Annotated in this window: 19 protein-coding genes, 1 pseudogene and 1 riboswitch; of the genes and pseudogenes, 15 read left to right on the top strand and 5 right to left on the bottom strand. The window is 64.5% G+C overall.

Annotation, left to right across the window (positions count from 1 at the left end):
- Position 1 precedes the first annotated feature (1 nt).
- From ACP7DD_RS06745 to ACP7DD_RS06720, 6 genes are all read left to right on the top strand, one after another.
- Complete coding sequence (locus tag ACP7DD_RS06745; RefSeq protein WP_426173942.1) at positions 2 to 1,066, top strand: alpha/beta hydrolase; 1,065 nt, start codon at positions 2 to 4, stop codon at positions 1,064 to 1,066.
- A gap of 108 nt (positions 1,067 to 1,174) precedes the next feature.
- Positions 1,175 to 1,819 carry a TetR family transcriptional regulator gene (locus ACP7DD_RS06740; protein WP_426173941.1) on the top strand — a complete coding sequence of 215 codons (645 nt, stop codon included), beginning with the start codon at positions 1,175 to 1,177 and terminating at the stop codon, positions 1,817 to 1,819.
- Between the two features lie 125 nt (positions 1,820 to 1,944).
- Positions 1,945 to 2,826: a shikimate dehydrogenase gene (locus ACP7DD_RS06735; RefSeq protein ID WP_426173940.1), complete on the top strand. Its 882-nt coding sequence runs from the start codon at positions 1,945 to 1,947 to the stop codon at positions 2,824 to 2,826.
- Positions 2,823 to 3,698, top strand: a complete 876-nt coding sequence (locus tag ACP7DD_RS06730; protein ID WP_426173939.1) for a 4-hydroxyphenylpyruvate dioxygenase — start codon at positions 2,823 to 2,825, stop codon at positions 3,696 to 3,698. Before ACP7DD_RS06735 ends, ACP7DD_RS06730 begins: the two co-directional genes overlap by 4 nt.
- Before the next feature lie 13 nt (positions 3,699 to 3,711).
- Positions 3,712 to 4,599, top strand: coding sequence for a sugar phosphate isomerase/epimerase family protein (locus ACP7DD_RS06725; RefSeq protein ID WP_426173938.1), 888 nt, complete (start codon positions 3,712 to 3,714; stop codon positions 4,597 to 4,599).
- A gap of 56 nt (positions 4,600 to 4,655) precedes the next feature.
- Positions 4,656 to 5,960, top strand: coding sequence for an MFS transporter (locus ACP7DD_RS06720; RefSeq protein WP_426173937.1), 1,305 nt, complete (start codon positions 4,656 to 4,658; stop codon positions 5,958 to 5,960).
- A gap of 273 nt (positions 5,961 to 6,233) precedes the next feature.
- Here ACP7DD_RS06720 and ACP7DD_RS06715 read toward each other — a convergent pair whose 3' ends face one another.
- Positions 6,234 to 6,908, bottom strand: coding sequence for a PEP-CTERM sorting domain-containing protein (locus tag ACP7DD_RS06715; protein ID WP_426173936.1), 675 nt, complete (start codon positions 6,906 to 6,908; stop codon positions 6,234 to 6,236).
- Positions 6,909 to 7,406: 498 nt separating this feature from the next.
- Positions 7,407 to 7,493, top strand: a riboswitch (cyclic di-GMP riboswitch).
- A 122-nt stretch (positions 7,494 to 7,615) separates the two neighbouring features.
- On the opposite strand from ACP7DD_RS06715, the gene ACP7DD_RS06710 reads away from it, so the two are divergent.
- Positions 7,616 to 9,409, top strand: coding sequence for a S8 family serine peptidase (locus ACP7DD_RS06710; protein ID WP_426173935.1), 1,794 nt, complete (start codon positions 7,616 to 7,618; stop codon positions 9,407 to 9,409).
- Here the strand turns inward: ACP7DD_RS06710 and ACP7DD_RS06705 are convergent.
- Complete coding sequence (locus ACP7DD_RS06705; protein WP_426173934.1) at positions 9,390 to 9,923, bottom strand: hypothetical protein; 534 nt, start codon at positions 9,921 to 9,923, stop codon at positions 9,390 to 9,392. The two genes, ACP7DD_RS06710 and ACP7DD_RS06705, sit on opposite strands and share 20 nt — an antisense overlap.
- A 129-nt stretch (positions 9,924 to 10,052) precedes the next feature.
- Between ACP7DD_RS06705 and ACP7DD_RS06700 the strand changes: the two genes are divergently transcribed.
- The 4 genes and pseudogenes from ACP7DD_RS06700 to ACP7DD_RS06685 all read left to right on the top strand — a co-directional run bounded on the left by ACP7DD_RS06700 (position 10,053) and on the right by ACP7DD_RS06685 (position 14,656).
- Positions 10,053 to 10,469 carry a YsnF/AvaK domain-containing protein gene (locus tag ACP7DD_RS06700; protein ID WP_426173933.1) on the top strand — a complete coding sequence of 139 codons (417 nt, stop codon included), beginning with the start codon at positions 10,053 to 10,055 and terminating at the stop codon, positions 10,467 to 10,469.
- Positions 10,470 to 10,499: 30 nt separating this feature from the next.
- Positions 10,500 to 11,612, top strand: coding sequence for a DUF2382 domain-containing protein (locus ACP7DD_RS06695; protein ID WP_426173932.1), 1,113 nt, complete (start codon positions 10,500 to 10,502; stop codon positions 11,610 to 11,612).
- Positions 11,613 to 11,706: 94 nt separating this feature from the next.
- Positions 11,707 to 12,597, top strand: coding sequence for an alpha/beta fold hydrolase (locus ACP7DD_RS06690; protein WP_426173931.1), 891 nt, complete (start codon positions 11,707 to 11,709; stop codon positions 12,595 to 12,597).
- Between the two features lie 152 nt (positions 12,598 to 12,749).
- Positions 12,750 to 14,656, top strand: a pseudogene (locus ACP7DD_RS06685) (PAS domain S-box protein).
- A 28-nt stretch (positions 14,657 to 14,684) separates the two neighbouring features.
- Here the strand turns inward: ACP7DD_RS06685 and ACP7DD_RS06680 are convergent.
- Positions 14,685 to 16,061 (bottom strand): ATP-binding protein, encoded by a 1,377-nt coding sequence (locus ACP7DD_RS06680; protein ID WP_426173930.1) that lies wholly within the window; start codon positions 16,059 to 16,061, stop codon positions 14,685 to 14,687.
- A gap of 10 nt (positions 16,062 to 16,071) precedes the next feature.
- Between ACP7DD_RS06680 and ACP7DD_RS06675 the strand changes: the two genes are divergently transcribed.
- A complete protein-coding gene (locus ACP7DD_RS06675) occupies positions 16,072 to 16,209 on the top strand; it encodes a hypothetical protein (protein WP_426173929.1) in 138 nt (45 codons plus the stop codon).
- On the opposite strand, the gene ACP7DD_RS06670 is transcribed toward ACP7DD_RS06675, so the two are convergent.
- A complete protein-coding gene (locus ACP7DD_RS06670; protein WP_426173928.1) occupies positions 16,202 to 16,591 on the bottom strand; it encodes a hypothetical protein in 390 nt (129 codons plus the stop codon). The two genes, ACP7DD_RS06675 and ACP7DD_RS06670, sit on opposite strands and share 8 nt — an antisense overlap.
- Before the next feature lie 97 nt (positions 16,592 to 16,688).
- A complete protein-coding gene (locus ACP7DD_RS06665) occupies positions 16,689 to 17,267 on the bottom strand; it encodes a GNAT family N-acetyltransferase (RefSeq protein WP_426173927.1) in 579 nt (192 codons plus the stop codon).
- Positions 17,268 to 17,607: 340 nt separating this feature from the next.
- Here ACP7DD_RS06665 and ACP7DD_RS06660 point away from each other — a divergent pair, with 340 nt between their 5' ends.
- The 3 genes from ACP7DD_RS06660 (at position 17,608) to ACP7DD_RS06650 (ending at position 21,666) form a co-directional block, all read left to right on the top strand.
- Positions 17,608 to 18,093, top strand: a complete 486-nt coding sequence (locus ACP7DD_RS06660; RefSeq protein ID WP_426173926.1) for a DUF883 family protein — start codon at positions 17,608 to 17,610, stop codon at positions 18,091 to 18,093.
- 101 nt (positions 18,094 to 18,194) lie between these two features.
- Positions 18,195 to 19,115 carry a hypothetical protein gene (locus ACP7DD_RS06655; protein WP_426173925.1) on the top strand — a complete coding sequence of 307 codons (921 nt, stop codon included), beginning with the start codon at positions 18,195 to 18,197 and terminating at the stop codon, positions 19,113 to 19,115.
- Between the two features lie 136 nt (positions 19,116 to 19,251).
- Positions 19,252 to 21,666, top strand: coding sequence for a catalase (locus ACP7DD_RS06650; protein ID WP_426173924.1), 2,415 nt, complete (start codon positions 19,252 to 19,254; stop codon positions 21,664 to 21,666).
- The last annotated feature ends 119 nt before the right edge of the window (positions 21,667 to 21,785 follow it).

The raw sequence follows: 21,785 nt of genomic DNA, 5'->3' as shown, positions 1-21,785 counted from the left end.
GATGCTCAGCGCTGATCAACGCGTCCTTGCGGCGGTGCTGGCACTGGCCGCCGCGGGGGCAGTCGCGCAGACCCCGGTCACCGTCGACGCCGACGGCACCGCCCGCATCCAGTGCGGCGTCATCGCCTTGTCGGCCATCCTGAGCGAGGAGTCGAAGGCGATCGTGCGGCGCGCGCGCCCGACCGAAGGGCCGGGCGCGGCGCCGCAGCCGAAGCTGGAAGACATGGCCGAGTTGCGCCGCCGCATGAACGAGACGCTGCAGCCGAACGTCGCGCACATGCGCGAGCTGTTCCCGGTCGACGTCGAGGAAACCACCATCGACGGCATCTCGGTGGCGATCGTCACGCCGAAGGGCGGGGTGCCGGCGCGCAACCAGAACCGGCTGATGCTCAATGCGCCCGGCGGCGGCTTTCGCACCGGCATCCGCGCCAACGGGCTGTTGATCAGCATTCCGGTGGCCGCGGTCGGCCAGTACAGGGTCGTCAGCCTGCTGTACCGCCAGGGTCCGGAACACCGGTTTCCGGCGGCGACCGAGGACTTCACCACCGTCTACAAGGCGATGCTCAAGCGCTACAAGGCGCCCAACATCGGCCTGGTCGGCTGTTCGGCGGGCGGCTCGCTGGTGGCGCAAAGCGTGGCGCACTTCCAGCAGGCCGGCCTGCCGCGCCCGGGCGTGCTCGGCATCTACTGCGCCGGCGCCGACGCCAGGTTCATGGCCGGCGACTCGGCCGCCTTTGCCGCGCTGGCAACCGGCGTGGCCGTTGCCATGCCGCCGGGGCCGGCTTACCTCGACAACGTCAATGGCGACGACCTGGCGGTAAATCCGTCGGTCGACCTGAAGGTGATGGCGCAGTTTCCGCCGACCTTGTTCGCCTCGGGCACGCGCGACTTCGCCATGAGCGCCGCTGCCTACGGCCACCGCCGCTTGCTGCGCTCGGGCGTGGCGTCGGACCTGCTGATCTTCGATGGCCTCGGCCACGGCTTCATGACCAATCCGGATTATCCGGAGTCGCGCGAGTTGTACGAGATTGCCGCGAAGTTCTACGACAAGCCCCTGGGACATTAAGGTGACGATGCTGTTTTTACCCGCCGCCGGCAGTGCCGCGCGGCACACTTGTCGAGTAAAATCCTGTGTATGAATGCTAAGACCACGACCGCTGCAAAGAAAACACCGGTGAAAAAAGCCAAGGCGCCGCGCGCCGAGGCCGCCGAGGAAGACGGCACCCGCGCCACCATCCTCAACGTCGCCATCCAGGAGTTTTCGCGCCATGGCCTGTCGGGGGCGCGCATCGACACGATCGCCGCCGAAACGGGCGCCAACAAGGGCATGATCTATTACTACTTCGGCGGCAAGGAAGGCCTGTACGTGGCCGCGCTCGAGGAGAGCTACCGGCGCTTTCGCCGCGTCGAGAGCGAGTTCCACCTCGACCAGCTGGCGCCGGTGCCGGCGCTGCGCACCATCGTCGCCTCGACCTTCGATTATCACGCCCAGCATCCCGAGTTCATCCGCATGGTGATGACCGAGAACATCAACAACGGCGAGTACGTGCGCAAGATCGCCGAGCTGCAGCAGATCAACCGGCCGGCCATCGCGCTGCTGGACCGGCTGTGCAAGCGCGGCATTGCCGAAGGGGTGTTTCGCAGCGACCTCGACCCGGTCGACCTGCACATGTCGATCAGCGCGCTGTCGTTCTACAACGTGTCGAACCAGCATACCTTCAGCTTCATCTTCGGCCGCGACCTGACGGCGCCGGCAGTGCATTCGGCGCGCCGCGATTCGGTCGTCGACATGATCCTGCGCTACGTGCGCGCACCCTGATGCCGGCAGCGGCGCAGCGGCGCCGGCGCCAGCGATTTGGCTTGCCTTTAACTAAATAGTTAGTCTAGAATGATCCGCAAGCGCTGGTTCTTTCGCTGTACCTTCTACGACCTGATCGGTTCACCATGACGACACCTCGACAACGCATCCTGCTGGGCCTGATCGGCGCCGGCATCGGTCGTTCCCTCACACCGGCGATGCACGAGCAGGAGGGCGACACCAGCGGCCTGCGCTGCCTGTACCAGATCATCGACCTCGACGTGCTCGGCAAGACGGCCGACGATGTGCCGGCGCTGCTCGACGCCGCCGAAGCGATGGGCTTTGCGGGGCTGAACATCACCTACCCGGCCAAGCAAAAAATCATTCCCTTGCTCGACGACGTCAGCGACGAAGCGCGCGCCATCGACGCCGTCAACACCGTCGTGTTCAGGGACGGCAAGCGGATCGGCCACAACACCGACTGGTCCGGCTTTGCCGAGGCGTTCCGGCGCAGCCTTCCCGGCGTGGCGCTGGGCCGGGTGGTGCAGCTCGGCGCCGGCGGCGCTGGCGCGGCCACCGCGCACGCGGCGCTCGAGATGGGGGTTGAAGAGTTAAGCGTGTTCGACGTCGACCCAGCCAGAGCCGCCGACCTGGCCGCCGCCCTGTGCGCGCGCTTCGGTTCCGGCCGCGCCAGCGCCGGCGCCGACCTGGCCGCGGCGATGGCGCACGCCGATGGCCTGGTCCACGCCACGCCGACCGGCATGGCCAAGCATCCCGGCCTGCCGCTGCCGGCCGAACTGCTGCGCCCTGCGATGTGGGTGTCCGAGATCGTCTACTTCCCGCTGCAGACTGCGCTGCTGCAGGCGGCCGACGCGATCGGCTGCCGCACGATGAATGGCGGCGGCATGGCCGTGTTCCAGGCGGTCCACGCCTTCGAACTGTTTACCGGCGTGGCGCCCGACAGCGCGCGCATGCTGGCCCATTTCGCCGCGCTGCAAGCGGCCCGCATTGAGGAGGAGAAGCGATGAAAACCCAGGAAAACCATGCCGAGCCGAGCAACCCGCTGGGCATTGACGGCGTCGAGTTCATCGAGTACGCGACGGCCGAGCCGCTGGCGCTGGGCGCGGTGCTCGAGACGATGGGCTTCGTCCAGGTCGGGCGCCACCGCTCGCGCGAGGTGGTGCTGTATCGCCAGGGCGACATGAACGTGGTGGTCAATGCCGACGCCGATTCGTGGTCGAGCGCGGACGCCGAACATGGCGCCACCTCGCTGACGGCGATCGCGCTGCGGGTGCGCAATGCCGGCGAAGCTTACCAGCATGCGCTCGACCGCGGCGCCTGGGCGATTCCGACCCGCGCCGGCGCCATGGAGCTCAACATCCCAGGCGTGCACGGCGCCGGCGACTCGGTGATCTACTTCGTCGAACGCTATCCGGACTTCTCGATCTACGACGTCGACTTCAAGCTGGCCGACGCGGCGCGCGCGCATCCGCCGGCGTTAGCCGGCCTGCATTTTTTCGGCGTGGTGCAGGCGATCCGGCGCGACCGCAGCGCCGAGTGGATCGACTTCTATCAGCAGCTGATGAATTTTCAGCCGCTGCCAAGCGGGACCGGCTTCGGCATCCTGCCGCGCGGGACCATGCTGGCCAGCCCGTGCGGCAAATTCTGCCTTCAGCTGGTCGAGCCGCCGGCAGGCACCGACGACGTCCACTGGGACGAGGAACTGATCCGGGTCGGCTTCGGCACGCCGGACGTGGCGTCGGCGATGGCGCTGCTGGCGCAGCGCGGCGTGACGTTCGTCGACCGCGCGCCGGTGCAGCCGAGCGAGAAGGGCGCGCTGACCCAGATGTTCCGCGGCAGCGTGAACTTCGAGCTGGTGGCCAGTCCGGCCTTGAACTGACAGGAAGGGCGCCATGAACCTGTCAAACTTCGGGATGGACACCATCACCCTCGCCGGCACGCTGGAAGCGAAGCTCGATGCCTCGCGCGTGGCCGGCTTTTCGCAGCTGATGTTGTGGGCCAAGGACCTGGTCAACTATCCGGGCGGCCTCGATGCGGCGGTGCAGCTGCTGCGGTGCAGCGGCGTGCGCGTGACCGGCATCCAGGTGATGCGCGACTATGAAGGCCTGTCCGGCACCCTGCACGACTACAAGGTCGATGTCGCCAAGAGCATGATGGAGATCTGCCGCGCGGTCGGCTCGCCCTTGCTGATGGTGTGTTCGTCCACGTCCAAGCACGCCAGCGGCGAGCCGGCTAAGATCGCGCGCGACCTGGCCAAGCTGGCCACCTTGGGCGTGCCGCTGAACGTCAAGGTCGGCTTCGAGGCGCTGTCGTGGGGGCGTAACATCAGCGAATACCAGCAGGCGTGGGAAGTGGTCGAGATGGCCGACCATTCCAACCTGGGCATCGTGATCGATTCGTTCCACATGCTGGCCAACAGCGCCGAACTCGATAGCCTCGGCCAGATCCCCGGCAGTAAAATCGCCATGGTGCAGCTGTCGGACTTCATGTGGCGCGAGATCCGCTCGTCGGAGGAGCGCATCGAGACGGCGCGCCACCTGCGCGTATTTCCCGGCGAAGGCGAACATTCGGCCGAGCTGTCCGCGCTGGTGCGCTCGATCGACCGCGCCGGCTACCGCGGCGACTACAGCTTCGAGGTGTTCAACGACGACTTCCTGCAAATGGCGCCGGAACTGGTGGCGCTGCGTGCGCGCCGCTCGGCCAAGTGGGTGACCGACCAGGTGCTGCGGCGCAGCCAGCAGATCCGCCAGCCGGCGCGCGCGGTGCAGATGGCGTCATAGCCGCAAATTTGCCGGCACCGGGAAACCCGGGCGGGCGCCATAATAATGGAGACAAGATGAAGCAGTTAACCAGTAATCCGGCCAGCGCGCTGCTCGGCGCGGACACCGGCAGGGGCAGAGTGCGATGGGGCATGCTGGCGCTGGTGTTCTTTGCCACCACCCTCAACTATATCGACCGCGCCGCCCTCGGCATCTTGCAGCCGGTGCTGGCCAAGACGATGCAGTGGAGCGCGCAGGACTACGCCAACATCAATTTCTGGTTCCAGGTCGGCTACGCGATCGGCTACGTTGCGCAGGGCCGCTTGATGGACGCCGTCGGCGTCAAGCGCGGCTTCGCGCTGGCGGTGCTGGTGTGGAGCATCGCCGCCGCGGCGCACGGCTTTGCCTCGAGCGTGTTCGGCTTCATGATCTGCCGCTTCATGCTCGGGCTGGCCGAGGCCGGCAACTACCCGGCCTGCATCAAGACCACGCGCCTGTGGTTCCCGGTCGGCGAGCGCGGCGTCGCGGTCGGCATTTTCAACGCCGGCACCAACGTCGGCGCCATGGTCACGCCGATGCTGGTGCCGTTCGTGCTGGCGGTGTGGGGCTGGCAGCAGGTGTTCTGGGTGATCGGCGCCGCCGGCGTGGTGTGGCTGTTTTTCTGGTGGCGCAACTACCACGATCCGGACCAGCATCCGACCGTCAGCAAGGCAGAACTGGCGCACATCCAGGGCGCGGCCGAACCGGCGGCGGCGAAGGTCGCGTTTCGCGACGTGATCCGCATGCGCGCCACCTGGACGTTCGCGATCGGCCACATGCTGACGGCGCCGGTGTTCTGGTTCTACCTGTACTGGCTGCCGCCTTACCTGAACCAGCAGTACCAGCTCGGCATCAGCATCACCCAGCTTGGCGCGCCGCTGATCGTCATTTACCTGATGGCCGACATCGGCAGCATCGCCGGCGGCGGCTTGTCTTCCTGGCTGATCGTGCGCGGCATGCGCGCCATCCCGGCGCGGCTGGTGACGATGCTGCTGTGCGGCCTGTGCATCGCGCCGATCATGTTCGTGTCGTCGGCCAAGGGGCTGTGGATGGCGGTGGCTTACATCTCGGTGGCGATTGCCGCGCACCAGGCGTGGACCGCCAACATCTGGAGCCTGGCGATGGATATGGCGCCAAAGAACGCGGTGGCGTCGATGTTCGGCATCGGCGGCACCTGTTCGGCCATCGGCGGCATGTTCATGACGCAGATCGTCGGCTTCGTGCTGACCCGCAGCGACAACAACTACACGCTGTTGTTTACGATGATCCCGGCCACCTACTTCATCGCGCTGGTCTGGATCTGGCTGATGCACCCGCGGGCGGCAAAGCCGGCCAGCGCGTGAACGATCGTAGCGATCATGAGACCGTCTTCACTGCTGCGCATCGAGCGGCTCGATGCGCTGATCGCCGAGCTGTCGGTACGCGGCCTGCGCGCGCGGCGGACGGTGCGCCACGGCCATGCGCGATCCGCTGGTGGCCGCCCTGTTCGGCGGGGCGCGGCAGTAGTGAAACCGGCGCGAGGGCAGCGTGCTATCCGCGGCCTGGCAAGATGAGGCAAAAAAAAACCTGGCTGAACGTGATAGCGTCCAGCCAGGGTCGCGGAGAGCGTAGCGTGGTTAGGTACGGCGGCGACGCGTCAGCGCAGCGCCCAGCAGGCCGAGGCCGAGCAAGGCGAGGGTGCCTGGCTCAGGCACGTCGCCCTGGGGATTGATGACGCCATTGTCCAGAATGCCGCGAACGTCGTAGCTGATGCCGTCACCCTGAACTTTTACCGCCGACAGGAAGCCACCACGGCCACCGTTTTCGAGCGGGGTCAGCTGGTTGAACGATGCGGCGGACAAGCCAGCGCCGGTGATCCGGTAGATTGAATTCGCGCCCTGCGCGAGATTGCCCGGATTGTTAGTATTGAACGAGAAATTCAGGTCGAAATTCCCGCTAGGGCCGTTCACCTGGCAACAGTTACTGCCGTAGGCGATACTGTTCGCAGCCGGCGCGTCGATGTTCAGGAACGTCAGAGTTGGCGTGTTCAGGACGTTGAAATACCACTGGCTCACGTACGATGAGGTCCCTGCCAGCGCGGCACTGACGGTCATGGTCAGCTTGACCATTCCAACTCCGTCATCTTCAAACAGCGCGGTTGCCCACACGGTTGAAGCTGGCGTGGTCGGCGTCAGCGTGCCGTTGAAAAAACCGGCGTCCGAATAGTTAATCTTGACTTGACCTGCCATGGCGCTCGAGTGTGCGAAGGCGGCACCGATAATCATGGCAAGAAGGCTCTGTTTCAGTTTCATTATAGTTCCCCGTTTTTAGTTTGGTGACAATCAGTAAGCATTTTTCGTGCCAAAAAAAAATAGACCGATAAATCAGGCACTTGCTTTTGCTCGATAAACATGTCCGGCAGTTACTGTAAATATTATCGACACCGATAGGAAATGTAATGTTTCATTGATAACAATTCAGGCAAGAATTTGGTTTGTTAATTCGGTGCGGTAGAAACGCGGAAATTAGTAACAATTTGTAAGTCGATTCTGTAACGGCTATCAAAAAGACGTCGACCCATCCGTGTAATCGTAGCCAATTATTAATTTTCTTTACTGAGCAGAAGCGGTAGATAGCTTTAAGCGGAGCGGTTCCACAGATAACATTCTTGCTATACACGTTTGTAGAATGACAAAAGATGATGACGCGAACGTAATATTAATCTTTATCAAGAGAAGCTATTAAATGTGCGCGGAAACAAATATTTTTATTGCCGTACGGAATTTGTTCAATTATGATTTAGCTTGAAATCTGAAACAGGGCATACCACGCGAAAGCGTGGGACGCAAAGTCAACGGTCTAAAGGGCATACGCCCCATGACGGCAGGACTGCCAGACAAGAAGGTGGGCTGAGAGGCTCACCGGGCGTTACTTTCGAGCGTCGGATAATGTCCCGACGGCGGATGCTCGCCGGTCGTCGCAGTCTTGTTTTAGAAACTTTTAAAACAGGACACCTCATATGCAACTCATCTATCCGCAACAGAAGCTGATCGTTTCGCTGGTCGCCGCCACCCTCGCCACCCTCGCTTTTCCTGCTTTCGCCGCGCCGCCGTCCGCCGCTGGTCAGTCTGAATATGCCCGCGGCCGCATCCTGGTCGAAGCCCGCCCGGGCCTGTCCAACGATGACCTCGACACGATCCTGAAAGTCCACGGCGGCAAGCGCCGCAAGCTCGGCCAGAGCAATGTCCACATCGTCGACCTGCCGGGCAATGCGTCGGAGACGGCCGTCATCGAGCGCCTGCGCCACAATCCGCACCTGAAATTTGCCGAGCTCGACAAGCGAGTGGCAGTCACGATGAGCACGAACGACCCGTACGCCGGCAGCGCATGGCATCTGAGCAAAATCGGTGCGGACACCGCCTGGGATGTGTCCCAAGGCGCCGGCGTGACGGTGGCGATCCTCGACTCGGGCGTCGACACGACCCACCCGGACCTGGCGCCGAACCTGGTGGCCGGCTTCAATGTCTACGATAACAATACCGATGTCGCCGACGTCTGCGGCCACGGCACGGCAGTAGCCGGCACCGCCGCTGCCGCCACCAACAACGGCGTCGGCGTCGCCGGCATGGCCGGCAGCGCAAAGATCATGCCGATCCGCATTGCCTTCTTCGATGCGTCCGTCGGCAAGTGCTACGCCTATTACAGTACCGCCGCCAGCGGCCTGACCTACGCCGCCGACCACGGCGCCCGGGTGGCCAACATCTCCTACGGCAGCCTGACCGAAAGCGCCGCCGTGGCCAGCGCCGCCGACTACCTGAAATCGAAGGGCGGCCTGGTGTTCGTTTCGGCCGGTAACACCGGCACCGATCAAGCCGCCTCCGTGACGAACTCGATGATCGTAGTCTCGGCCACCGATGGGTCCGATGCCAAGGCCGGCTTCTCCAGCTTCGGCGCCTTTGTCCACTTGTCGGCGCCGGGCACCGGCATCTGGACCACCTCGCGCGGCGGTGCCTACCAGGCCTGGAGCGGCACCTCGTTTTCGAGCCCGCTCGCTGCCGGCGTTGCCGCCGTCATGATGGCCGCCAATCCGTCGCTCGACGGCGCCAAGATCGAGCAACTACTGTACTCGACGTCGGTCGACCTCGGCGCAGCCGGCCGTGATCCCTTGTTCGGTTTCGGCCGCGTCGATGCCGGCGCCGCCGTGCGCGCCGCCGCCGCCATGGTGGTGGTGGCCGATACTCAGGCGCCATCGGTAGCGATCAACGCACCGCTTGGCAGCAGCTCGGTGTCCGGCCTGGTCGCCGTCCAGGCCAACGCGCTCGACAATGTCGGCGTGGCGCGGGTCGACCTGACGGTCAACGGCACCACGGTCGCCAGCAACGCCAGCGCGCCTTACGACTTCAGCTGGAATTCGGCCGGCGTGGCAAACGGCATGGCCAACCTGGTGGCAGTGGCGTATGACGCCGCCGGCAACAAGGGCCAGTCGGCCACGGTCGCCGTCAACGTCGCCAACGCCGTCGCGCCGGTAGTGGCCGATACGGTCGCGCCGGCGGTAACGATCAACAATCCGGTCGGCGGCGCTGTCTCCGGCACCGTGTCGATCAATGTGAGCGCTTCGGACAACAGCGGCGCGGCCGGCATCACCCAGACCTTGTATATCGATGGCAAGCAAGTGGCCAAAGGTAGCGGCGGCGCGATGTCGTACAACTGGAACTCGCGCAAGGTTAACGCCGGAACGCACTCGATTTACACTGTTGCGACCGATCGCGCCGGCAATTCCCGCACCGCCAGCGTCAGCGTGACAACGCGGTAACGTCGGTTTCGCTCACCTGAGCGACGCAGCAACGTAGCGAAGCTGCACAACGCGAAGCCGCCTCCAGGGCGGCTTCGCCATTTCCGGCACAGGCGCCGTGCGGCAGCCCCAGGTTGCGGTTGGCCGGCACGGCAATGTCGATCGGCTTCGGCTTCGGCAGCTTCAGCGCGGCCATCAGCGTGGCGAAATCTTCCATGCTGCGGCCGTGACCGGCCCACGCGCGGGTGGCCCCCGGCAGCGCGAACAGCTCGTCGACGACGCTGTCGTAGAGCGCGTAGCAGACGCCGCCGGCCGGGTGGCCTGGCGTGTGCAGCACGCCCATGCGTTCGCCGGCGCCAAAGCAGATGACGTCCCCAGCGTTGAGCTGCACCTCCGCCGGCGTGATGCCGCAGCCGGACGGCACCGCGGTGCCGATGCCGAAGGCAAGGCCGCTCAGCAACAGCCGGCGGTCGAGCGATGGCCTCTCGCCAGCGCGGCCGGTCGGTTCAGCAAGCGCTTGATTTCCTGTTTTCAATGTGGCGCGGAAACCGAAGATTTTCTCTTCCGTTCACATCAATTGAATGGATTCAACAGTGTGGGGTCGGCCTACATTTTGGGCTACGCTTGCGTGTCGATTTATCAGTTTTTCCCGAGGATCAATTGAATGACTAGTAACGCAAAGCAGCCCGCGGTTGAAGGCGACCTGACAATTCCAGTGCACCAGGAACAAGTCGACGTTTCCATTCGTACCGTCGATACCGGCCGTGGTGTGCGCGTCACGACATCGGTGACCGAACACCCGTTCGAGGTCGGTGAAACCTTGCATCGCGACGACGTCGGGATCAGCCGTGTCGCGGTCGGCCAGTTCGTCACCGGCACCGACGTGCCGGCGCCGCGCTACGAGGGCGACACGTACATCATCCCGATCATCGAAGAGGTGCTGGTGGTGGAACGGCGCTTGCGCATCAAGGAAGAAGTTCACATTACCAAGGTCAAGCGCGAAGATCGGCATACCGAAACCGTGTTTTTGAAAGCGGAAGAAGTGCGCGTCGAGCGGTTCGACGACGCATCTGACACCTGATCACTTTTAATGAACCATTGGAGGCTTACCATGCAACACACTCTCGTAGCCGTTTTTGATAACCGTACCGATGCCCAGTCTGCGATGGATGAGTTGCTGGCATCTGGCTTTTCTCGCCAGGAAGTGCGCCTGAGCGAAGGCACCACCGGTACCACCGCCACATTGGGCACCACCGGCACGACCACCGGCAGCACGGCGTCGAGCGACGACAGTTCGTTTACCGGCAGCATCAAGCATTTTTTCAGCGACCTGTTCGGTTCCGACGACGATACGCCGGTGAACAAGTACTCCGAAGCGGTGACCCGCGGCAGCCATGTGCTTACCGTAGTCACCGCCAGCGAGCCGGAAGTCGAGCGCGCGGCCGACCTGATCGAGCGTTTCGGCCCGGTCGACATCGACGAGAAAGCCTCGCAGTGGAGCGGCGCGACGTCCACCGGCCAACCGCAGTACTCCGGCGCGGGCGCCCAGCAGTCGGCGCTGTTATCGGCGCAAAATGCGCAAGGCACGCAGCACGGTTCGCAGCAGCGGGCCACCGGCGAAAGCGCCGCGATCCCGATCATCCAGGAGGAGCTGCAGGTCGGCAAGCGCGAAGTGCAGCGCGGCGGCGTGCGCGTGTTCCAGCGCATGGTCGAAACGCCGGTCAGCGACACGGTCAGCTTGCGCGAAGAGCATGTCCACGTCGAGCGCCGTCCGCTAGACCAGCCGGCCAGCAGCGCCGACCTGGCCGCGTTCCAGGAAAAGTCGATCGAGCTGCGCGAGACGGCCGAGGAAGCGGTCGTGCAGAAGTCCCCCCGCGTCGTCGATGAAGTGGTGATCGGCAAGGAAGTGACCAGCCGCGAGGAACAGATCTCCGACACGGTGCGCCACACCGAAGTCGACGTCCAGCAGCTCGGCGGGCAGGAGAACGACGCCGACTACCGCAACCACTTCAACAGCAATTACGCCACCGCGGGCGGGCGCTACGAGGATTATGCGCCGGCGTATGGCTACGGCTCGACGATGGCCAGCAGCCAGTACCGTGGCCGCTCGTGGGACGAGGTCGAGCCGAACCTGCGCAGCGACTGGGAAACCCGCAACCCCGGCTCGACCTGGGAAAAAATGAAGTCCGCAGTGCGTCACGGCTGGGAGCGCGTAACGTCCTGATGCGCTGCCGCTGCCTTGACTGCCGCGGTATGATGTCGACACCCGCACGCCTTTTCGGTCGCTGCGGTTGTTCGCGTTGACGATAGGGGGATACATGTTCGATGGTTTTGACAATGGCACGGCAGTCGTCGATGGCGTCAAGATCCGGTATGCCAAGGGCGGCTCCGGCCCGCCACTGCTGCTGCTGCACGGGCATCCGCAAACCCATGTCATCTGGCACAAGGTCAGCGCGCAGCTGGCGCGCCACTTCACCGTGGTGGCCGCCGACCTGCGCGGCTACGGCGACAGCGACAAGCCGGCCGGACTGGACGACCACAGCAACTACGCGAAACGCGTGATGGCGAACGACCAGGTCGGCCTGATGGCCCAGCTCGGCTTCGAGCGGTTTGCCGTGATGGGGCACGACCGCGGCGCACGGGTGGCGTACCGGATGGCGCTCGACCATCCGCAGCGCGTGACCAGGCTAGTCACGCTCGACATCGCCCCCACACTGGCGATGTACGAGAACACCACGCGCGAATTCGCGACCGCGTATTACCATTGGTTCTTCCTGATCCGTCCGGCGCCGTTCCCGGAAACGTTGATCAACGCCAGCCCGGACGCTTACCTGAAGTACCACATGGGTTCGCGCGACGCCGGCCTGGCGCCGTTCACCGAAGCTGCGCTGGCCGAATACCTGCGCTGCATCCGCGATCCGGCCACCGTGCATGGCATCTGCGAAGACTACCGCGCCAGCGCCGGCATCGACCTGGCGCACGAGCGCGACGATATTGCCGTTGGCCGCAAGATCGAGTGCGAGCTGCTGGCCTTGTGGGGCGCCGACGGCACCATCGCCAAATGCTTCGATCCGCTGAAGGAGTTTGGCAAGATCGCGCGCGAGGTCAGCGGCAAGGCGCTGCCGTGCGGCCACTATATTCCGGAGGAGGCGCCCCAGCAGCTGCTCGACGAAGCGCTGCCGTTCCTGTTGGGCGCGCGCAAAATGTAAATTCACGTCGCAGGCTGCTTGGGCAAAAAAGACAGAACTTAAACTCCCGGCAATTCGATTGATGACTTTCTGACATGCCGTTTTGTCAATATAGGTAGTTGCTGAGTCCTTCCGATGCCAGCGGTGCGTCCCAGAACCTGATGGCTACCAACATGCCAAGCACTTCTGCCACTCCGTTCCACGTCGCCACCGACCGGTTCCGCCTGTTTGTCGATGGCGTCACCGATTACGCCATCGACATGCTCTCGCCGGAAGGCATCGTCAGCAGCTGGAATGCCGGCGCCCAGCGCTTCAAGGGCTATGCGCCGGACGAAATCATCGGCCAGCATTTTTCCAGGTTCTACACCGAACAAGACCTGGCCACCGGCCTGCCGGCAAGAGCGCTGGCGACCGCCTGTTCGGAGGGCAAGTTCGAAGATGAGGGATGGCGCGTGCGCAAGGACGGCACGTCGTTCTGGGCCAGCGTGGTGATCGATCCGATCTACAACTCCGGCGGCATGCTGCTCGGTTTTGCCAAGATCACCCGCGATATCACTGCCCGCAAGCGCGCCGCCGAAGCGCTGCACGCCAGCGAGGAGCGCTTCCGCCTGCTGGTGCAGGGCGTCACCGACTACGCCATCTACATGCTCTCGCCCGAAGGCCTGGTTACCAACTGGAACGCCGGCGCCAGGCGCATCAAGGCGACGACGAAGCGGACGTGCTCGGCACCCATTTCTCGCGCTTCTATGTCGACGAGGATGCGGCCGCCGGCATGCCGATGACGGCGCTCAGGCGCGCGGTGGCGGCAGGGCGCTGCGAAAGCGAGGGGATGCGCGTGCGCAAGGATGGCTCGCGCTTCTGGACCCACGTCGTCATCGACCCCATCTACGACGAGCTCGGCACGCTGCTCGGCTTTGCCAAGGTGACGCGCGACATCACCGAGCGGCGCCAGGCGGCACAGGAACTGGAGCGGGCGAATGCGGCGCTGTTCCAGTCGCAAAAGCTCGAAGCGATCGGCCAGCTGACCGGCGGCGTGGCGCATGACTTCAACAATTTGCTCAGCGTGGTCGTCAACGGCCTCGGCATCCTGCAGCGCCGCCTGGTCGAGCCGGAAGACGTGCGCATCCTCGATGCGATGACGCGCGCGGCCGCGCGCGGCGCCACTTTGACGCAGCAGTTGCTGGCGTTCGCTCGGCGCCAGCCACTCAAGCAGGAGAACCTGGACCTGAACCAGGTGATCGGCTCGTTCGAGGAGGTGCTGCGGCGCGCCAGCAAGGGCTCGGTGGAGTTCAAGCTGGACCTGGCGCGCCAGTTGCCGGCGGTCAGGATCGACGCCGCCCAGCTCGAAGCGTCGCTGCTGAACCTGGTCGTCAACGCGCGCGACGCCACCCCCGAGGGCGGCGCCATCTGCTTGCGCACCGCGGTGGCCGACCTGGCCGCCGGCGAAGTGAACACCCTGCCGGCCGGGCGCTACGTGGTCGTCGAAGTGGCCGACAGCGGCGAAGGGATGAGCAGCGAGACGCTGGCAAGGGCAGTCGAGCCATTCTTCACCACCAAGCCGGTCGGCAAGGGAACCGGCCTTGGCCTGAGCCAGGCGTATGGCCTGGCCCAGCAATCGAAGGGCGACCTGGTGCTGCGCTCGGTCCTCGGCGAGGGCACCCAGGTCGCGTTCTACCTGCCGGCGCTGGGCGACGGCCAGCCGGCCGCCTCGGTGCCGGTGACGGCCGAAAAGGCGCTGGTGGTCGACGACCAGGACGACGTGCGCGAGATGGCGGTGGTATTGTTCGGCACCCTCGGCTACCAGGTGATCTCGGCCAGGAACGGCATCGAAGCGCTCGAGGCGCTGAAGAAGGACAGGCAGATCGACGTGCTGTTTTCCGACGTCGTAATGCCGGGAATGAGCGGCATCAGCCTGGCCCGCCAGGCGCGCCTGCTGGCGCCGTCGCTGAAGATCATCCTGGCGTCCGGCTATGCGTCGGACGCCGGCGGCGAAGAGACGTCGGCCGTCGATGAGTTCCCGCTGGTTGCCAAGCCATACACGCTGGCGCAGATCCTGAAAGAACTGCGGGCGGCGCCATGATGCCGTTCCGCTGCGGCGCCGTCGCCGCTTAGCTGGGCACAGAGCAGGCCGGTTCGGTCACCGGCATGCGCACGGTGAAGGTGCTGCCGCGGTTCTTGCCTTCGCTCTCGGCGGTGACGGTGCCGTCATGCGCTTCGACCAGGTTTTTCACCAGCGCCAGTCCGAGCCCGAGGCCGCCGCCCTGGCGGTCGGACGTGCGCTCGGCCTGCACGTACAGGTCGAACAGGTTCGGCATCAGGTCGGCGTGCAGGCCGATGCCGTTGTCGACGATCCTGATCGCCACGGCGCCGCCGTTTGCTTCCAGTGATACGTGGATGCGGCCGCCGTCCGGCGTGTAGCGGATCGCGTTGGTCAACAGGTTGCTGATCACCTGCAGCATGCGCGTGCGGTCGCCCTGGACGATGACCGGTTCGGGCGGCAGCGACACGTCGAGGGCGTGCCCCTTGCCGGCGGCGGCGGTGGCGACCTGCTCGACCGCGCCGTTGATCACTTCGGCGATGTCGAGCGGCGCCTTGTCGATGGTCACCAGGCCGCGGCTGACGCGCGAGACGTCCAGCAAGTCTTCCACCAGCCGGCTCATGTGGCCCACCTGGCGGCTGATCACCTGGCTCATCTTGGCCGTCTTGTCCGGCGCGTCCGGACCGGCCTGCAGCAGTTGCGCGGCCATGCTGGCGGCCGACAGCGGGCCGCGCAGTTCGTGGCTGAGGATGGCCAGAAATTCGTCCTTGCTGCGGTCGGCACGCAACAGCGCGTCGGCCTTCTCGTCGAGCTGCACGTTGAGCGCCTCGATGCGGCGGTTGGTTTCTTCCAGCCGCGTGGTGACGATCAGCAATTCGTCCTGCCTGGCCTGCAAGGAATTGAGGGCGTCGGTCAGCTCGCGGTTCTGCTGGTTCGCTTCCGACAGTGCAACGTTACTCGGCAGTACGTCGAGCTGGGACAGCAGCTTGTCGATCGCCGTTGCCGTCATCTGCGCCGCGCCAACCGGCATCGTCTTGCACATGAAAATGGCCGTGCCGATGTCCTTGCCGGTGCGGACGTCGAAACGGTCCATCAGGCGCCGCGCCGCCAGGATGCCCAGTCCCATGCCGGTCGTCGACCGGTAGTGCCCGCCGAGGATATCGTCGATGTTGCCGATGCCGGGACCGCGGTCTTCCACCGCCATCACGAGCTGCTGGCGGCCATTGTCCTGCGCCACCGAAAACGTCACCGTGCCGGTCACCGCGTAGTTGAAGATATTGCGCGCCAGTTCGGAGACGACGGTCGCGATGCGTGCCTGGTCGAGCGCGGTAAAGCCGGACAACGCGGCGATCTGGCGCGCGCGCTGGCGACTGGCGATGACGTCGAATTCGCTCTCGACGGCAAGCGTCAACAGCGCCTGGGTCGCGGCGAAAGAAAACGGGGGCACGGCACTTTGCATGGTTCAGTTCGTAACGAACGACGAGGACAATGCCGAACGGCCCGGCCTGGCGGACATCGCGTTCAGCGGCGGTAAAAGTTTGCTGCTGGAATTATATCCGAGCCGCGGCGCCCGTTTCGGTTGGGCGCTCAGCTGATTTCGATGATGAAGTAGGTGTCGGCGTGTTCGCTCGCCGTTTTCCACGGTGCGTCGCTGTTTACCGCCGGCGTGGAAAACGGCCGCACATTGCCGGCCGAATTGCTTTTCCACTGATCGAGGAACCAGCTGCCGTCCGGATCCTTTTGCAGGATGTACGAGTCTTGCGGCTTGTTCGAGGCGTCCAGGCCGTTCGGTTCGATCGGCGTGACGCGCGCGATGTTGGCCCAGAAGATACGGTCGCGGTTGGCGTCGTCGCTTTTAATCCAGCGGCCGGTATGCGGCATGCCTGGCGACAGGAATCGTCCCAGTGAACCGAACTGGCGTGAGCCGCCCTTGCCCTGATCGGTTGGCGTGGCGACTCTGGAATAGTGAAACTTCATGGTGCTTTCCTCTTTGCTGCAACAGTATGGCGATTATTCCACTCGGTTTCCAGTGGAAATTGCGAACCATCAGATCGATTGGTCATCGTAGCCACACTCAAGCGTGCAAGTCGAGCCGCAAACTCATGGTGGTAGAAGAAAAAGAGTTGCCATCTATTCTATACATGTCGGTGATCTCGCCGGCCGTGATGAAGCCGGCACGCCGGTACAGCGCCAGCGCCGCCTGGTTCTGGCTGATTACTTGCAGGTCGATCCACTCCAGCCGCGCCACCTCGGCCGCCCAATGGCGCGCATGGGCGATCAGCGCGGCGCCCAGTCCAGCGCGGCGGCTGCCGCGGTCGACGCCCATTCCCAGCAGGCAGCGGTGACCGGTGAAGCCGTCTGCGTGCGAACGCAAATCGATGTGTCCGACGATGCGGCCCTCGGGCGAACGCGCCACCCAGGCGCGGCGCCAGCGGCAGCTGCCGACCTCGACATCGAGCCCATCGCGAAACGCGCGCACCCGTTCTGGCGGCATGGACGATGCGCGCCGCGGCAGTGGCTGAAAATAGCCGGCGTCGCCGCCGTTGTCGGCCAGGTGGTCATTCAGGTACGTGACGAACTGGCCGAAGTCGTCTGCGCCGAGTGCTTCGATGGCGGCGCCGCCGTGGATGGCGGCGTGCGGTTCTGTTTTCACGTTCCCCCCGGACGATGGCATGGTGCTTGCAGTTTATGCAATTCGCGAACTCATGTCTACATGGCAATAGGAATTTAATTTGGAAAATAATCTGCCCCGTGCTTAGAGGAATTGGTGCTTTCCTGTTAGAAAGCCGAAGTTAAGCCACTTTTCGGCTCTGTTAGCTACCGCACAGTGACAACATTGCAAATCCGTTATTTTTTAGTTTCGATGCAGGGAAACTGGGTTGAGTGACTTTGGCGCTCGCGGGCAAGCGTGAGCATTCAGGAAAGAAGGAAGTAGTGAGGGGTCAGTTTTCGCTCCACGCCGTGCAGGTTAATTTTATAAAAGGAAATACATCATGGATAACCAAAAAATGAACGACGGTAGCTCGCGCGACACCGGCCGCGAAGGCGCAGGCAGCAGCATGGGCAAGGATTCGGGCCTGCCAAGCAACACCGGCAGCAGCGGCGGCGGCACGGGCAGCACCGCCGGTGCGACCAGCGGCGCCAGTGTCATCGACAAGGCCAAGGACATGGCGCGCGACGCCACCAAGGACATGCCAACCAGCGCCGACATGCACAAGTCGATCGACAAAGCGGCCGATGCTGCCCAGCCAGTGGTCGACCGCCTCGCCAGTTCCGCCCACGCGGGCGTCGACAAGCTCACCGGCGCGCTGTCCGGCGCCGGCGCCACCATGGACGAGAAATCGCGCCAGCTGACCGAGGCCGCTCAACGCATGACCGACTCCGGCCGCGAATACGTGCGCACCAGCCCGATGACGTCGCTGGCCGTGGCTGCCGGCGTTGGTTTCCTGCTGTCGAAAATCTTCGGTGGGCGCCGCTAAATAGCCCCGCTTTAGGCAGCACCGCTCCCGGTCGGACAGACCGGCCGGGCGCGTTGTTGTGTCCAAATCGCATTACCGGATAAATTTGAAGGAGACAGAGAATGCAAGCTCAATCTGCCAATTCCTACAACTATCCGCGCATCGCCAATGACGCGCACGAGTCGCGCTCAGGTGTGTCGTGGGGTGCGGTGTTCGCCGGCGCCGCCGCGGCTGCCGCTTTGTCGTTAGTGCTGTTCATCCTGGGAACCGGCCTCGGCCTGGCGTCGATCTCGCCGTGGTCGTATAACAGCGCGGCCGCCATCGGCATCTCGACCATCTTGTATATATCGTTTACCCAGCTGGCGGCGTCCGCCGTCGGCGGCTACATGGCCGGACGGCTGCGCACCAAGTGGGCCAGCATCCATTCCGATGAAGTCTATTTCCGCGACACCGCCCACGGCCTGCTGGCCTGGGCAGTGGCCACGTTGCTGACCGCCATGCTCGTCGGCGGCGCCGTGCGCGCCGCCATGAGCGGCGCCATCGATGCCGGCGCCGGCGTGGCCAGGGCCACCGCGGCGGCAGGGGCCGGCGTTGCCGCCGGCGCCGCGAACGAAGCGTTCGACAGCCTGAACCCGACCGACTATTTCTCCGACATGCTGCTGCGCTCCGACAAGGCGCCGGTCGATGCGGCCGCTGGCCGTTCGGAAGTGGTGCGCATTTTCGCCACCGCGTTGCAAGCCGGCAGCCTGCCCGCCGATGACCGCGCCTGCTTGGCACGGGTCGTCGCCGCACGCACCGGCCTGCCGCAGGCGGACGCCGACAAACGCGTCGACGACGTATACGCCAAGGTCAGCACCACTGCGGCCAACGCCAAGACAAAGGCGAAGGAAGCGGCCGACACCGCGCGCAAGGCTAGTGCCGGCGCCGCGCTGTGGATGACCGTGGCCATGCTGCTGGGCGCATTCGTCGCCGCCATGGCGGCCACCTTCGGCGGCAAGATGCGCGGCGACGGCGCCGCGCCGGCGGCCATGCGCCGCCGCTAACTGATTACGACAAGCAGAAATTCATGCGCTCAATCCTCTTGTGGATGGTGGGAATTCCGATCCCGATCATCATCCTGATCGCCCTGTTCACCTGATCGCAGGTGTCAATTTTGAAATCAATATCTGAGGTGTTTTAATGGCTACACGTAAGAAAAACGGCACGTCGGTAGACGGCGCTGGATCGATTCTGAGCACGGTGTCCGGTCCGTCGACCGCGCAGCCGCCGACGAGCATGGGTTCGAAGAACCCGGTGGCCGAGCAGTTGCTGGTCAAGACCATCGCCGGCCAGCAGCTGTCGGCCGCAATGCCGTTCAATCCGACCAAGCCGGGCGAATATGGCGAGGCGTCGCGTAACCCGCAAGCGGGTGACACGCACGCGCCGTCGACGCCGGCTGCCACCGGCAGCACCAATACCGAAATGATTTCGTCGGCCAAGGTTGGCAACGGCGTGCCGCCGGCCGGCACCAACCCGACCAACCAACCGCTCGACCGCGTACGCGTCGACGGCGCCGGCCAGGGCCTGACCACCAACCAGGGCGTGCCGGTTGCCGACAACCAGCATTCGCTGAAGATCGGCCTGCGCGGCCCGACCGCGCTGGAAGACTTCATCCTGCGCGAAAAAATTACCCACTTCGACCACGAGCGCATTCCCGAGCGCGTGGTGCATGCGCGCGGTTCGGCCGCGCACGGCTACTTCGAGGCCTACAAGGACATGAGCGAGCTGACGCGCGCTTCGCTGTTTAGCGAGGCGGGCAAACGCACGCCGGTGTTTACCCGTTTTTCCACCGTCGCCGGCGAGCGCGGCTCGGCCGACACCGTCCGCGACGTGCGCGGCTTTGCCGTCAAGTTCTATACCGACGAAGGCAACTGGGACCTGGTCGGCAACAACATGCCGGTGTTCTTCATCCAGGACGCGATGAAGTTCCCCGACCTGGTGCACTCGGTCAAGCCTGAGCCGCATCACCAGATGCCGCAGGCGTCCAGCGCGCACGACACGTTCTGGGATTTCGTCTCGCTGATGCCGGAATCGACCCACATGCTGATGTGGGTGATGTCCGACCGCGCCATTCCGCGCAGCTACCGCACGATGCAAGGTTTCGGCGTCCACACCTTCCGCATGCTCAACGCTGCGGGCGAATCGCGCTTCGTCAAGTTCCACTGGAATCCGTTGCAGGGTACGCACTCGCTGGTGTGGGACGAGGCCGCCAAGATCACTGGCGCCGATCCCGACTTCCATCGCCGCGACCTGTGGGAAGCGATCGAGGCGGGCGCGTTTCCTGAGTGGGAACTGCAGCTGCAAGTGTTCACCGAAGAGCAGGCCGCCGCATTCGAATTCGACGTGCTCGACCCGACCAAGATCATCCCGGAGGAAATGGTGCCGCTGGTCGCCGTCGGCAAGATGGTGCTGAACCGCAATCCGGACAATTTCTTCGCCGAGACCGAGCAGGTCGCCTTCTGCACCGCGCACATCGTGCCGGGACTCGACTTCTCGAACGATCCGTTGCTGCAGGGGCGCATCCACTCGTACGTGGACACGCAGATCAGCCGCCTTGGCGGGCCGAATTTCCATGAAATCCCGATCAATGCACCGGTTGTCCAGGTGCAGAACAACCAGCGCGACGGCATGCACCGCCAGGCGATCAACCGCGGCCGCGTCAACTACGAGCCGAACTCGCTCGGCGGCGGCTATCCGGCCCAGGTCGGTTCGCGCGGCTTCACCAGTTTCCGTGAACCGGTGGCCGAAGACAAGGTGCGCGGCAAGCCGGAACTGTTCGCCGATCACTATTCGCAGGCGCGCCTGTTTTACAACAGCCAGTCGCCGGTCGAGCAGTCGCACATTGCCGCCGCTTACCGCTTCGAGCTGACCCGCGTGCAGACGCCGGCGGTGCGCGAACGCGTGCTGGCGAACCTGGTCAATGTCGACCCGGTGCTGGCCGCGGCGGTCGCGCACGGGCTGGGGATGGAAGTGCCGCCGGCATTGCCGATGGCAACCGACCTGCCGCTGCCGGAGTACGATCCGTCGCCGGCGCTGTCGCTGCTGAGCCGTCCGGGCCAGACCGGCATCAAGACGCGCAAGGTGGCCATCCTGGTCGCCGCCGGCGTCGACGGCGCCAGCGTGCGCACGATTTACGCGTCGTTGCTGGCCGACGGTGCGGTGCCACGCGTGGTCAGCAGCCAGCTCGGCAAGGTGAAGACGCTAGACAACGGCGCCCTCGACATCGAGATCACGCTCGAAGCCGGCCCGGCGGTGCTGTACGACGCGGTGGTGGTGCCTGACGGCGAGGATAGCGTCAACGCATTGAGCCGCGACGCCAACGCGCTCGACTTCGTGCGCCAGCAGCATCGCCACTGCAAGCCGATCATGGTGGTGGGCGCCGGCGCCGGCCTGTTGCAGGCAGCCGGCGTGCCGGCCACCTTGCCGGACGGATCGGAAGATCCGGCGCTGATCGGCACCCACAGCGAGACACTGCCAAACGCGCTGGCCGCGTTCAAGGAAGCGCTCGCAGGGCACCGTTCATTCGGCCGCGAGACCGATCCGCCGATGGTGTAAGCCGGTCGTCGTGCCACACAAATACGCCAGCGCCATGCTGGCGTTTTTTTGCCTTCACGTTATGTGGCATTCCGAAAAAAACCACACTTTTGCGTGTTTCAGGACGATTTATGTGACTG

It is taken from the genome of Massilia sp. TWR1-2-2, assembly GCF_049897565.1.
GTDB lineage: Bacteria > Pseudomonadota > Gammaproteobacteria > Burkholderiales > Burkholderiaceae_D > JAFCUW01.
This window is presented reverse-complemented; position numbering and strand designations above follow the sequence as displayed.

Bases quoted from the DNA above. Each gene is read 5' to 3' on its own strand.
- ACP7DD_RS06745 (WP_426173942.1), top strand. From the start codon at position 2: ATGCTCAGCGCTGATCAACGCGTCCTTGCGGCGGTGCTGGCACTGGCC.
- ACP7DD_RS06735 (WP_426173940.1), top strand. From the start codon at position 1,945: ATGACGACACCTCGACAACGCATCCTGCTGGGCCTGATCGGCGCCGGC.
- ACP7DD_RS06730 (WP_426173939.1), top strand. From the start codon at position 2,823: ATGAAAACCCAGGAAAACCATGCCGAGCCGAGCAACCCGCTGGGCATT.
- ACP7DD_RS06725 (WP_426173938.1), top strand. From the start codon at position 3,712: ATGAACCTGTCAAACTTCGGGATGGACACCATCACCCTCGCCGGCACG.
- ACP7DD_RS06720 (WP_426173937.1), top strand. From the start codon at position 4,656: ATGAAGCAGTTAACCAGTAATCCGGCCAGCGCGCTGCTCGGCGCGGAC.
- ACP7DD_RS06715 (WP_426173936.1), bottom strand. From the start codon at position 6,908: ATGAAACTGAAACAGAGCCTTCTTGCCATGATTATCGGTGCCGCCTTC.
- ACP7DD_RS06710 (WP_426173935.1), top strand. From the start codon at position 7,616: ATGCAACTCATCTATCCGCAACAGAAGCTGATCGTTTCGCTGGTCGCC.
- ACP7DD_RS06700 (WP_426173933.1), top strand. From the start codon at position 10,053: ATGACTAGTAACGCAAAGCAGCCCGCGGTTGAAGGCGACCTGACAATT.
- ACP7DD_RS06695 (WP_426173932.1), top strand. From the start codon at position 10,500: ATGCAACACACTCTCGTAGCCGTTTTTGATAACCGTACCGATGCCCAG.
- ACP7DD_RS06690 (WP_426173931.1), top strand. From the start codon at position 11,707: ATGTTCGATGGTTTTGACAATGGCACGGCAGTCGTCGATGGCGTCAAG.
- ACP7DD_RS06675 (WP_426173929.1), top strand. From the start codon at position 16,072: ATGGTTCAGTTCGTAACGAACGACGAGGACAATGCCGAACGGCCCGGC.
- ACP7DD_RS06670 (WP_426173928.1), bottom strand. From the start codon at position 16,591: ATGAAGTTTCACTATTCCAGAGTCGCCACGCCAACCGATCAGGGCAAG.
- ACP7DD_RS06660 (WP_426173926.1), top strand. From the start codon at position 17,608: ATGGATAACCAAAAAATGAACGACGGTAGCTCGCGCGACACCGGCCGC.
- ACP7DD_RS06655 (WP_426173925.1), top strand. From the start codon at position 18,195: ATGCAAGCTCAATCTGCCAATTCCTACAACTATCCGCGCATCGCCAAT.
- ACP7DD_RS06650 (WP_426173924.1), top strand. From the start codon at position 19,252: ATGGCTACACGTAAGAAAAACGGCACGTCGGTAGACGGCGCTGGATCG.